Source organism: Alistipes sp. AF48-12 (assembly GCF_003477565.1).
GTDB lineage: Bacteria > Bacteroidota > Bacteroidia > Bacteroidales > Rikenellaceae > Alistipes_A > Alistipes_A hominis.
On record NZ_QUDJ01000002.1, the window covers coordinates 80,757 to 92,906 of the forward strand.

General features: G+C 56.9%; 11 protein-coding genes and 1 tRNA gene. 8 read left to right on the forward strand and 4 right to left on the reverse strand.

The genetic code is table 11. The features are described from left to right. The first annotated feature begins 53 nt into the window (after positions 1-53). The 3 genes from DW082_RS01560 to lptC are packed head-to-tail and all read left to right on the forward strand — an operon-like array spanning position 54 to position 2,814. Positions 54-782 (forward strand): type III pantothenate kinase, encoded by a 729-nt coding sequence (locus DW082_RS01560; RefSeq protein WP_055202574.1) that lies wholly within the window; start codon positions 54-56, stop codon positions 780-782. Beyond that, positions 772-2,097, forward strand: a complete 1,326-nt coding sequence (locus DW082_RS01565) for a hypothetical protein (protein WP_101571786.1) — start codon at positions 772-774, stop codon at positions 2,095-2,097. Before DW082_RS01560 ends, DW082_RS01565 begins: the two co-directional genes overlap by 11 nt. A gap of 18 nt (positions 2,098-2,115) precedes the next feature. Then, positions 2,116-2,814 (forward strand): LPS export ABC transporter periplasmic protein LptC, encoded by a 699-nt coding sequence (lptC, locus tag DW082_RS01570; protein WP_055202580.1) that lies wholly within the window; start codon positions 2,116-2,118, stop codon positions 2,812-2,814. A gap of 67 nt (positions 2,815-2,881) precedes the next feature. On the opposite strand, the gene folE is transcribed toward lptC, so the two are convergent. From folE to hflX, 4 genes are all read right to left on the reverse strand, one after another. After that, a complete protein-coding gene (gene folE, locus DW082_RS01575) occupies positions 2,882-3,481 on the reverse strand; it encodes a GTP cyclohydrolase I FolE (RefSeq protein ID WP_101571788.1) in 600 nt (199 codons plus the stop codon). Positions 3,482-3,554: 73 nt separating this feature from the next. After that, positions 3,555-6,050 (reverse strand): helix-turn-helix domain-containing protein, encoded by a 2,496-nt coding sequence (locus tag DW082_RS01580; RefSeq protein WP_228385748.1) that lies wholly within the window; start codon positions 6,048-6,050, stop codon positions 3,555-3,557. A 20-nt stretch (positions 6,051-6,070) separates the two neighbouring features. Beyond that, positions 6,071-6,727 carry a uracil phosphoribosyltransferase gene (gene upp, locus DW082_RS01585; protein WP_055203514.1) on the reverse strand — a complete coding sequence of 219 codons (657 nt, stop codon included), beginning with the start codon at positions 6,725-6,727 and terminating at the stop codon, positions 6,071-6,073. 88 nt (positions 6,728-6,815) lie between these two features. Then, the gene (gene hflX / locus DW082_RS01590) at positions 6,816-8,012 is read right to left on the reverse strand and encodes a GTPase HflX (protein WP_101571792.1); all 1,197 of its coding nucleotides are present in this window, start codon (positions 8,010-8,012) and stop codon (positions 6,816-6,818) included. Positions 8,013-8,186: 174 nt separating this feature from the next. On the opposite strand from hflX, the gene DW082_RS01595 reads away from it, so the two are divergent. The 5 genes from DW082_RS01595 to dut all read left to right on the forward strand — a co-directional run bounded on the left by DW082_RS01595 (position 8,187) and on the right by dut (position 12,042). Next, positions 8,187-8,260, forward strand: a tRNA-Ala gene (locus DW082_RS01595). A gap of 60 nt (positions 8,261-8,320) precedes the next feature. After that, complete coding sequence (gene rlmN, locus DW082_RS01600) at positions 8,321-9,385, forward strand: 23S rRNA (adenine(2503)-C(2))-methyltransferase RlmN (protein WP_101571794.1); 1,065 nt, start codon at positions 8,321-8,323, stop codon at positions 9,383-9,385. A 98-nt stretch (positions 9,386-9,483) separates the two neighbouring features. After that, complete coding sequence (locus tag DW082_RS01605) at positions 9,484-9,945, forward strand: thioredoxin family protein (RefSeq protein WP_055202588.1); 462 nt, start codon at positions 9,484-9,486, stop codon at positions 9,943-9,945. A gap of 182 nt (positions 9,946-10,127) precedes the next feature. Then, complete coding sequence (locus tag DW082_RS01610; RefSeq protein WP_118457030.1) at positions 10,128-11,603, forward strand: oligosaccharide flippase family protein; 1,476 nt, start codon at positions 10,128-10,130, stop codon at positions 11,601-11,603. 4 nt (positions 11,604-11,607) lie between these two features. Then, positions 11,608-12,042 (forward strand): dUTP diphosphatase, encoded by a 435-nt coding sequence (dut, locus tag DW082_RS01615; RefSeq protein WP_055202594.1) that lies wholly within the window; start codon positions 11,608-11,610, stop codon positions 12,040-12,042. Positions 12,043-12,150 lie beyond the last annotated feature (108 nt).

The following is a 12,150-nucleotide window of genomic DNA, read 5'->3' on the forward strand; positions in this document are numbered from 1 at the left end:
GCGGAGAGCGGCGGGAGGTTGCGGGAACGGTTTTTATCACTAATTTTGTACGGATGAATCTTGCTATCGACATAGGAAACACGCTCGCCAAACTGGCCATCATCGACGGTGGCCAGGTCGTCGATTTTCTGAAAACCGAACAGATCGACACGGCCTATATCGAAAAACTGCTCAAAGCGAACCCGGGCATCGACGCCGCGGTGATCGTCTCGTCGCGCGACACGGACGAGGAACTCGAACGGTTCCTGGAACAGCGCATGAAGCGGTTCCTGAGGTTCGACCAAAACGTCCCGGTGCCGATCGTCAACCGCTACGCCACGCCCGGCACGCTGGGCGCCGACCGGCTGGCCGCAGCCGTAGGGGCCAATACGATCTACCCGAACAGCGATATCCTGATCGTCGATTTCGGAACGGCCATTACGATCGACGTCGTCTCGGGCGGCGAATTCCTTGGCGGCAACATCACCCCCGGCGCGGCGATCCGTTTCAAGGCCCTGCACCACTTCACGAAAAAACTGCCGCTGTGCTCGCTGAACGATAACCCGACCGAACTGTTCGGCAACACCTCCGTAAGCGCCATCGAATGCGGCGTGGTCAACGGAATCGTTTACGAAATCGAAGGCTATATCCGCGACCTGCAACGCAAATACAGCGACCTGCGGATAATTTTCACCGGGGGAGACAGTAATTTCTTTGCCAAACGATTAAAAAATACGATATTTGCAACCTACGACCTTGTGGCTTACGGTCTGAACCGAATTTTAGAATATAATGCAGAATAACAAGCGAATTCTCCGGGTTGTCCTGGCATTGTTGCTGGCGTTGCCCGCAGCGGCGTGGGCTCAGAGCAGCAGTCTGAATACTTTCTCTCCTTATACGTTTTACGGAATCGGGGACTTCTCGACCCAGGGCCCCGGGTATATGCGTTCGATGGGAGGCGCCGGTATCGGATTACGCAACGCGCTGAAGATAAACTACCTGAACCCGGCCTCTTACAGCATTTTGAAACAAAAAACGTTCCTGTTCAACGTCGAAATCGAAGGAAACAACACCTACTCGAAAACTTCGGCAGCCAAAACCAGCCACAATTCGTTCAACGTAAGGGATATCGCACTTGCGTTCCCGATAGCCCGTTCGCTGGGAATCGGCATCAGCGTCACCCCGATGAGCAGCGTGGGTTACCGGATCGAAATGCGCGACACCGACCCGTTCTTCCTGGCCAATAATATGGACGTGCTGTATAACTACACCGGAGAAGGGAACGTCACGCAGGCCAAGCTGGGATTCGGCATCCTGCTGACCAAACGTCTGTCGGTCGGCGCCGACATGGTTTATTACCACGGGCGTATCTCGCGGTATTTCAACACCGACATCACTTCGCTGCTGTCCAACGAAACCTTCGTCAACGCCCACGGAACCGCGCGGGAATCCATTTCGCGGCTGGGGGCCAACATCGGATTGCAATACGACCTGATTCAGAGCGATAAACGCGTGCTGACCTTCGGAGCGACTTACCGGCCCAGGACGAATCTCAAGCCGACCACGAGCCGCTCGATCTACTCGACCAGCATTACGTCGGACAAAATTACCGATACGACTTCAAAAGAGAATTTCTCGCTGCCCAATACGTTCACTTTCGGCCTGAGCTACCAATCCGTACGGTTAAGCCTCGGCCTGGATTACTCCATGGAACAGTGGAACAACGTGAACACGAACGATCCGATGAACGGCATAGAATTCAAAAACAACCAGTACATCAAGTTCGGCGTTCAGTACATTCCGAATCCGATGGATGTCCGCCATGTCCTGAACCGGTGGTCTTACCGGCTCGGCTTCCGTTACAACGATTACTACATGCGGATCAACGGGCACAACGTCCGCGACAAGGCCATCACGCTCGGCGTGGGCATTCCGATCAAAGTCCAGGGACTGAGCGCCGTCAATGTCGGAGTCGAATTCGGCCAGCGCGGCAGAACCGCCGACGGCGCGATGGGAACGCGGCAGTTTCGGATGATCCGGGAGAATTACATCAAACTCTCCATCGGGCTGAGCTTGTTCGGCGAGGACGACTGGTTCAAGCGGTTCAAGTACCAATAACACCGGCCCCCGATCGAAATGATTCGCTTTTACCGAAATATCACGGCCGTCGCCGCACTTCTCGGAAGTGCGGCGCTGCTGTTTTCGTGCTCGCGGCAAACGGCCGTCGTCGAAGAGGAGAACAACCAGAATATGATGACCCAGCAGAGCGAGAACCTGACGGTCATCCAGACGAAGGAAGGCAACCTCTCCTTCCGTTTTTCCGCGCCGCTGCTCGAAGAGTACGAATATGCCGAGGAACCCTACATCGAATTCCGCAAAGGGATCGAGATCGAGACCTACAACGATTCGACCCAGACTGTCGAAGCGAAGCTGTCGGCCAATTACGCGATCTTCATGAAACGGCAGCAGCTCTGGGAAGCCAAAGGAAATGTCCGCGGCAGCAATGCCGACGGCAACCAGCTCGAAACCGAGCAGCTGTTCTGGAACCAGAAATCCAAACGGGTCTATTCCAACGTCGATTCGAAAATCACCCAGAAAGGGGACGTCATCTATGCCGACGGGTTCGAATCGAACGAGCGGTTCGACGATTTCGTAATGCGCAAAGTAAAAGGAAAAGTTACGGTCGATACGACTCCGAAGCAGGATTCCGTCGCCGGGACTCCGCCGGCCCCCGAGGCTCCGCAGCAACCGCCCGTAAAACCCGGTTATCCGGTTATCCGCGAAGGCGAAGCGGTGGCCCGCCCGCACGTCGAAGAGACGAAGGCGAAAGAATAAATCAGGAAAAATCTTCCTCCCGGTCCGCTTTGATTTTTCGACCGGAATCTCCCTTGCAGAAGACGGATCAGCCGCGGCGGATCAGATGAATAAACTCCTCCCGGGTCTGCATCTGCCTGAGGAACACGCCTGTAAATGCGGAAGTAGTGGTCAGTGAACTCTGTTTCTGCACGCCTCGCATCTGCATGCACATGTGTCCGGCCTCGATCACCACCGCCACCCCCAACGGATCGAGCGCCTGCTGAATGCAGTCGCGGATCTGGACGGTCAGTCGTTCCTGCACTTGGAGACGGCGCGCATAAGCTTCCACAACCCGGGCGATTTTAGAGAGTCCGGTAATATAGCCGTTCGGAATGTATGCGACGTGCGCCTTCCCGTAAAAAGGAAGCATGTGGTGTTCGCAAAGCGAATACAGCTCAATATCCTTGACGATCACCATCTGTTTGTACTCTTCGTGAAATTTGGCCGACAACAGGATTTCGCGCGGATCTTCATCGTAACCGCGCGTCAGGAAACACATCGCCTTGGCGATCCGTTCGGGCGTCTTGACCAACCCTTCGCGGTCGGTATCCTCGCCCAGCAGTTCGAGGATCGCTCGGTAATGTTCGGAAAGTTTCTCGATGGTTTCGGGATTGTACACCTCTTCTCTGGCGTAATTCTGTTCCATGATCCGTTGTTTTATGCGGAACAAAGGTAACACTCTTGCGGCAGATAACAAAAACGGAAACCGCAACGGCGGACTACTCGCCCCGTTCGAGCGCACTGTGCACGAAACGGATCTCGCTGTACGAATAATCGCTGCCGAGATTTTCCTGTATCAATGCGAATTTCTCTCCGGGATGCTCGTTCAGACAACGGGTAATCGCCCGGATCTTGTCTTCCGGCACGAATCGGTCGGCTTCGAGCGCGCCGCGCCGGATCAGGTCGGCAATATGCCCGTCGATCGTAGCTGCGCTCAATCCGCGTTCGGCGGCGATTTCGCGGCGGGTAAGCCCCTCTTCGAGCAATCCCAGCGTAACCAGCCGCGTGTCCTCCCGCTCTTTTCTCTTCGGTTTCGTCCCCCCTGCATCCGGCCTCACGGCGACCTCCGGAGTCGGGAAATCCATATCGGCTCCCGTTTCGGCCCGGAACTCCCGAACGAATTCCAGCACCGTGTCCCCGTATTTCTCCAGAAACTTATCGCCTATCCCTTTGATACGCGCCAGTTCGCGGAGCGAAGAAGGCAACAGGTTCGACACGCCGAGCAGCGCTTTCTGGCTCATCACCACGTATACCGGAACTTTTTGCCGGCCGGCCTCCTCTTTGCGCCAGCTCCGCAGCGTTTCGAAAAGCGCCGGATGCAGCACGTCGTCGGAAACCGTCACCTTCGCTTCCGCGCCGATCGAAATCCGGGACTCTTCCAGCGAAGCCTTCGCCTTCGCTTCCAGGTAACGGTGCAGGTCGAATCCGTCAGCGGTCGCCTCCAGCACGGCTTTTTTAATCCGCACCTGGTCCCCGGCCGCCGACAGCATCTTCGCAAAATCTTTCCGCAGCTCCTTGCTGTCGATCTCGACGTCGCAGGCCGCCAACAGCGGATCGATAATCTCGCCGCATCGGGCCAGGAAATAGTCCCGTCCTTTGCCGACCCGTTCGGCGAGCCGCGGATCGTCGCGGTAGCCTGCGCTCCCGCCGATCATACGGTCGATCTGTTTTTGGAAACGAATGCCGACATCGCTTATCTCGGTGCTGAAACGCACCGTATGCTGTTGCCACATGGCCGACAATTTCGGATAAAGCGCGCCCAGGTGTTCGTCGACGAACCGGCGGAGTATCCGCAGTCGTTTGCCTACCGCCGCGAAATCGAACAGTTCCAACAACAGCCGCCGGTAATAAGCTTCGGCCTGACGGGCCAGCAGCGCGCCGTCCGGCCGGTGTTCCGCGGCGTAATCCGTAAACGCGCGGACGGTAGGATCGCAGATCATGCAACGCGCGTCGAGCGGGGCGCGCAGCACCAACCCTTCCAAACTCTTGCAGCGACTGAGCGCCACGTACACCTGCCCGTGCGAAAAAGAGTCGGCCGCGTCGATCACCGCGCGTTCAAACGTAAGCCCCTGGCTTTTATGGATCGTAATAGCCCATGCCGCTTTCAGCGGATACTGAACGAAGCGGCCTTCGACCTCTTCGGTCAGCTCTTTCGTTTCGGGATCGATCTTGTATTTGGTATTCAGCCATTCGGCCGGTTCCACGGCGATCGGCTCGGCGGCCCCGTGCGGCAGCACCTCGACCGACCCGTCGTCCAACCCCGTCACGATACCGATTTTTCCGTTATAATACCGTTTCTCGGGCGACGGATCGTTTTTGATGAACATCACCTGCGCCCCCGCCTTCAACGTCAGCGACGCATCGGTCGGATAAAGGTATTCCGGAAACGTTCCTTCCAGCGCCGCCTGGTAAGTACAGGACGCGCCGGGCAGCGCGGCCATTTTCGCCTCGTTGATCCCATGCGCCGTATGGTTATGCGATGTCAACGTAATGTATCCGTCCTTTTCGTCCGGATCGAAAGCGGGCCGGTAACGGCGGTTCAGCTCTTCGAGCATCGCAGGATCGACGCGGCTTTCGCGCACGGCATTCAGCATCGTAATGAAGCGTTCGTCGCTCTGCCGGTAAATATGTTGCAATTCGATGCAGACGTACGACGTCTCCTTCAGTGCCCGGGATTCGAAAAAGAACGGCGACGCATAGAATCGACCGAGCAAGCTCCACTCCTCGTCGCGCACGACCGGAGCCAACTGCTGCAGGTCGCCGATCAGCAGCAGTTGCACGCCGCCGAACGGTTTGCCCGGATCGCGGTACCGCCTGAGCACGTCGCTGACCGCATCGAGCACGTCGGCGCGGACCATGCTGATCTCGTCGATCACCAGCAGGTCGATGCTGCGAATAATGGCTATTTTCTGTTTATTGAAACGGAACTGCTCCTGTCGGTTCTGCGGGTTCACGCCGCGGACGGATTCGGGAATATACGGTGCGAACGCCAACTGGAAAAACGAATGGATCGTCACCCCGCCGGCATTGATCGCTGCCACACCGGTCGGCGCCACGACGATCATCCGTTTCGGCGAGCGTTCCCGCAGCCTGTGCAGGAACGTAGTCTTGCCCGTCCCCGCCCGTCCGGTCAAAAACAGATTGACGGCGGTCTCCCCGATAAAACGGTCGGCCAGTTCCAACTGCGGATTCTCCATCGTTCCCCCATCGGGCATTCGCCCTATCTAACAGTTCATTACATTTTATCGCCGTAGGCCAGATCGCCGGCATCGCCGATCCCGGGAACGATATAGGATTTCACCGTCAGTTCGGCATCCACCGTTCCGCACCAAATCTCGGCCTCTTGCATCGAAAAATTCTTTTTCGCGAACTCGATCCCCTCCTCGCTGGCGATCACCGTAGCGACGATCGTCCGGCGGGGTTTCCCGGCCTTCTCCAGCAACGCCTGATAGGTCAGCGCCAACGACGCCCCGGTAGCCAGCATCGGATCGACGAGCAGCAGCGTCTTGCCGGTCAATTCGCAACTCGATATATACTCAACCTTGATATGGAAACTGCCGTCCTTGCTATACTTCCGGTAGGCCGACACGAACGCATTCTGCGCATCGTCGAAGTAATTCAGAAACCCCTGATGGAACGGGATCCCCGCCCGGAGGATCGTAGCGATCACCAGCTGGTCGTCCGGCAGCGACACTTCGGCTTCGCCGAGAGGAGTCTCCACGACGTGCTTCGTATAGTGCAGCGTCTTGCTGATCTCGTAAGCCATCACTTCGCCGGCCCGCTCCAGGTTGCGCCGGAAACGCATGCTGTCGCCCTGCACGTTCACGTCGCGCATCTGCGCGATAAATCTGTTGAAAATGGTGTTTTCCCGATCCAATACCCGTATCATCATCTGTCCGCCCTTTTTTTTATGTAGCTGTTTTGTGAATTTTCGCAATATCCTTTATTAAAATACATTTTTGTATTTCACAGAAATACGATCAATACAAAAAGTTATTGAACGGATAACGCCCTGCATGGATCTCGCGCACCATGCCGTACAGGTCGTGCCGGAACTTTTCGATATTGATTTTCTCGCGCGCCGAAAGGAAGATACACGGCGTGTTGGCTTTTGCGATCCAGCTTTGCTTCAGATCTTCCAGCGAAAGATTCTCACGCGTGGCCGGGGTCAGGTCGTCCTCGTCCTTGCGGACGAACGTGTAAGCGTCGATCTTGTTAAAGATCAGAAAAACCGGTTTATCGCCCGCCCCGATCTCCTGCAGGGTCTGCTTCACCACGTCGATCTGCTCCTCGAAATTCGGATGTGAAATATCCACCACATGCAGCAGCAGGTCGGCTTCGCGCACCTCGTCGAGCGTCGACTTGAACGATTCGACCAGTTGATGCGGCAGCTTGCGGATAAAGCCGACCGTATCCGACAGCAAGAACGGCAGGTTGTCGAAAACAACTTTGCGCACCGTCGTGTCGAGCGTCGCGAACAACTTGTTCTCGGCAAAAACCTCGCTTTTCGAAACCAGATTCATCAACGTCGATTTTCCGACGTTCGTATAGCCTACCAGCGCCACGCGCACCAGCGACCCGCGGTTGCTGCGCTGCACGGCCATCTGCCGGTCGATCTTTTTGAGCTGCTCTTTCAGCCTGCTGATCCGGTCGCGGATCACGCGGCGGTCGGTCTCGATCTCCCGTTCGCCGGCGCCGCCGCGCGTCCCGGTTCCGCCGCGTTGCCGTTCGAGATGCGTCCACATCCCGGTCAACCGAGGCAACAAGTACTGACACTGGGCCAGTTCGACCTGCGCTTTCGCATAGGCCGTGGTCGCACGCTGCACGAAAATATCGAGAATCAGACTTGTCCGGTCGTAAATCTTATTTTTGAAAATCCGGTCGAGGTTGCGCAACTGCGACGGAGTCAGTTCGTCGTCGAAAATCACGTAGGCGATCTCGTGCTCCTCGACGTAAGCCGCGATCTCGGCCAGTTTACCCTCGCCGACGAACGTTTTCGACGAAGGGTTGGCCAACCGCTGAGTAAACCGTTTGACCGAAGCGATCCCGGCCGTCTCGGCCAGAAACTCCAGTTCGTCGAGGTATTCCACGGCCTGCCGTTCCTGCTGCTGATCCCGGATCACCGCGACCAGCACGGCTTCGCGGGCGGGAACTATCGTTTCGTTTTCCTGTTTCATAAATTCAAAAAAGGCGCTTCGCCACGCGGCCGGAACACCCTCCCCCGTCTCTCGCGCACCAGACTCAATTTACCACAAATTTACAAAAAATACCGTCGAAAAAAAGCCTCCGCCCGTTTTTTTCGTCATCCGGTTTTGCAGATTTTGAAAATATGCCTATATTTGTCCCCCGAAGGGGGATTAGCTCAGTTGGCTAGAGCGCTTGCATGGCATGCAAGAGGTCACCAGTTCGACCCTGGTATTCTCCACCTTGACTTTTACAGGCTGTCGGCGACAGCCTTTTTTTATTTGTACAAACCCGTTGCGCTATGGAAAAGGAATGGTTGTTCGGCAAAACGCTCGGCGAGCTCGCCGAAGTCGCCGCTTCGTTCGGGATGCCGCGCTTCACGGCCACTCAGATCGCGGCATGGATTTACCGGAAGGGAGCGCTGTCGATCGACGAGATGACGAACATTTCGCTGAAAAACCGCCGGGCGCTCGAAGAGAGATATCAAGTAGGCCGCATCCCGTCGGCTGCCGTACAGCAATCTGCGGACGGCACGAAAAAATACCTTTTCCCGACGTTGCGGGATCGCTTCGTCGAATCGGCCTACATCCCGGACGGCCAGCGGGCGACGCTGTGCGTTTCGTCGCAGTCGGGCTGCCGGATGGGCTGCCGCTTCTGCATGACGGCGCGCCAAGGTTTCGCGCACAACCTGACCGCCGGCGAAATTCTGAATCAAATCCGGTCGATCCCCGAAAGCGCGCAACTGACCAACGTGGTCTACATGGGCATGGGCGAACCGCTCGATAACGCGGATAACGTACTGCGGTCGCTCGAAATCCTGACCGCCGACTGGGGTTACGCCTGGAGTCCGACCCGTATCACGCTGTCGACCGTCGGCGTCATCCCGGCCATGCGCACGTTCCTGGAGAAGACGAAAGTGCACCTGGCGGTGAGCCTGCACAACCCGTTCGCCGCCGAACGGCTCGAAATGATGCCGGTACAAAACCGGTATCCGATCGAAGAAGTGGTGAAGGAGTTGAAAAAATGGGATTTTTCGCACCAGCGACGCATCAGTTTCGAATACATCATGTTCCGGGGAATCAACGATTCCGACCGGCATGTAGCAGCGCTCGTCCGACTGCTGGCGGGGCTGAAATGCCGCATCAACCTGATCCGCTTCCACGCCATCCCCGACGCCCCGATGCAAAGCCCGGACGAGACGACCCTGGTCCGTTTCCGCGACGCGCTGACCCGCCGGGGGATCACGACGACGATCCGCGCTTCGCGCGGCGAAGACATCCAGGCGGCCTGCGGACTGCTGTCCACCCGCGAGCGGGAAAAACGAGAGGCCGGCTCCGGGCAGCGACCGACCGGAAACGCAAAATAACGAAGGAAATGCACAACTAAACGGACGGTTTTTCCGTTCTGTTATGGAACGACAATTGCAAACGACAACCGATACGAATCATTAAAAACCGAAAAATTATGAAAAAATGGATTGCAATGACGATGTTGGCGCTGTTCTCGGTAGCGGCATTCGCTCAGAATAACACGAAGGAGACAGCCCCGGCCGCCAAGGAGATCAAAGGAACGGTGTTCGAAAAAGGGACGCTGAAAGAGTTGCTGGCAAAAGCCGCCAAGGAGAAAAAATACCTGTTCGTGGATGTTTACGCCACCTGGTGCGGCCCGTGCAAAGCGATGGCCACGCAGGTCTTTCCGCAGGAAAAAGTGGGCAACTACTTCAATAAGACGTTCGTCAACGCCAAATTCGACGCAGAAAAGGGCGAAGGCATCGACGTCGCTAAAAAATACGGCGTGCGCGCCTACCCCACCTTCCTGATCCTCGATAAGGACGGAACGGAAGTAGGGCGAATCGTCGGAGGAGCCGACGGCGACATGTTCATCGAAAAAGTACAGGAAGCCCTCGACAACATCGGCAAGGAATAACCGCCGACAAAACCTTTTCCAGAAAGGCCGTCGCTTCGTGCGGCGGCCTTTTTTGTTTTCGAAGCGGAACGTTCCGGACGTTTCGACCGAAAAAACCGGGGCGAAACACACGGAATATTAAAAACGGGCAGACATCGCATCGTATCGCATATTTCGCTATTTTTGTGAAAAATTAACCCGATATGCTGAAACAACTGGCGGGACAGACGGCGATCTACGGGCTAGGGACGATCGTGCCCCGTTTCCTGAATTACCTGCTGTTCCCGTACCTGACCCGCGTGATGACCGTCGGCGAGTACGGAGTCGTCACCGACCTCTACGCGCTGATCCCGTTCGTGCTGGTGCTGCTGACGATGGGCCTCGAAACCGGTTATTTCCGCTTTGCGGGAAAGGCCGGCAGCGAAGCGGAAAAGCGGACGATCTTTTCGAACGTATGGGGCGCGGTGACCGCCGTCAGCATCGTTTTTTTCGTACTCGCGCTGCTGTTTACGCCACAACTGGCCCGGGTCATGGAATACACCGACCATCCGTCGTACATCCGGCTGGTCGCCGCCATCGTTATGCTGAATACCGTCACGGCGATCCCGCTGGCGCGGTTGCGGCAGCAAGGCCGGGCCAAACGGTTCATGATCCTGCGGCTGCTGTTCGTGATCGTCAACCTCGCGCTGACTTTCTTTTTCTACTCGGGACTGCCCGGACTGGCCGAACTCGGCATCTGCGCATCGTGGTACGACCCGCAATACGGGGCCGGATACGTGCTGCTGGCCGACCTGCTGGCCAACATCGTGCTGCTGTTCGCACTGATACCGGACTTCCGGGACGCCATGCCGCGCATCCGGTGGCGGCAGTTGCGGACGATTCTGGCGTACTCGTTCCCGCTGCTGGTCAGCGGCATCGCCGGCGTATCGAACCAGTTCATCGACCGGCAGATGATCAAATACCTGCTGCCTTCGGGCATCTCGATGGACGCGTTGGGCATCTACGGCGCCGTTTCGAAGTTAGCCGTCATCATCTTCCTATTCACCCAGATGTACCGTTACGCCGCGGAGCCCTACTTTCTGTCGGGGTTTAAAAACGACGATTTCAAACGGCAAAACGCAGAGGCCCAAAAATATTTCATCATCGTGTCGATCTTCATGTTTCTGGGCATCACGCTCTTCACGAACTTGTTCGCGCTGATGATGGGGAAAGACTTCCGCGAAGGGGTTTACATGCTGCCGGTCATCCTGCTGGCGAATATTTTCGCAGGGATCTGGCTGAACCTGTCGTTCTGGTACAAAAAGACCGGCGAAACGAAATACGCGATCTGGATCACCGGAACGGGGCTCGTTTTCACGCTCGGGTTGAACCTGGCGCTGACTCCCGTCTTGGGATATTTCGGAGCCGCGCTCGCCCGGCTGGGCTGCGAAACCGCCATGGTCGCCGTCAGCTATTACCTGAACCAGAAACACTATCCCGTCCCGTACGACTTGCGCCGGATCGGGACCTACTTCCTGGTCGGCGGGGCGATTTACGGGGCGTCGCTGCTCACGTCCGCGCTGCCCGCCGCGCTGGAGTACACGCTGAACCTCGCGATGCTGGCGGCTTTCGGACTCTATGCGATCCGTCTCGAAAAAATCGACCTGAAAGGTATATTACACTCGATCATTAAACGTTAACGACATGAAAATAAAAGTCATAAATCGATCGGCATTCGAACTGCCGCATTACGAAACGGTCAGCGCGGCCGGCCTCGACGTCCGGGCCAATACGACCGAAAGCATCGTGCTCGAACCGCTGCAAAGGGCTCTCGTTCCGACGGGCCTTTACGTCGAAATCCCGGACGGTTACGAGATCCAGGTGCGTCCGCGCAGCGGGCTGGCCGCCAAACACGGCATTTCAATAGCCAACGCGCCGGGGACAATCGACCCCGACTACCGCGGCGAAATCAAAGTGATCTTGGTCAACCTGTCGAACGAGCCGTTCGAACTGAAACCGGGCGAGCGGATCGCGCAACTGGTCGTCGCGCAATTCACGCGCATCGAATGGGAAAGCGTGTCGGAGCTGAGCGAAACGGAGCGCGGCGCCGGCGGATTCGGATCGACCGGACGCAAATAATAAACTCCGCGGTTTTTCGTATCTTTGCAGGGAGGGTTGCGCCGCCGCAGTCCGCGCAAACGCCACACCGGAGCGGAAACGGCCGCCGCGACGGAAAACCCGGTCATT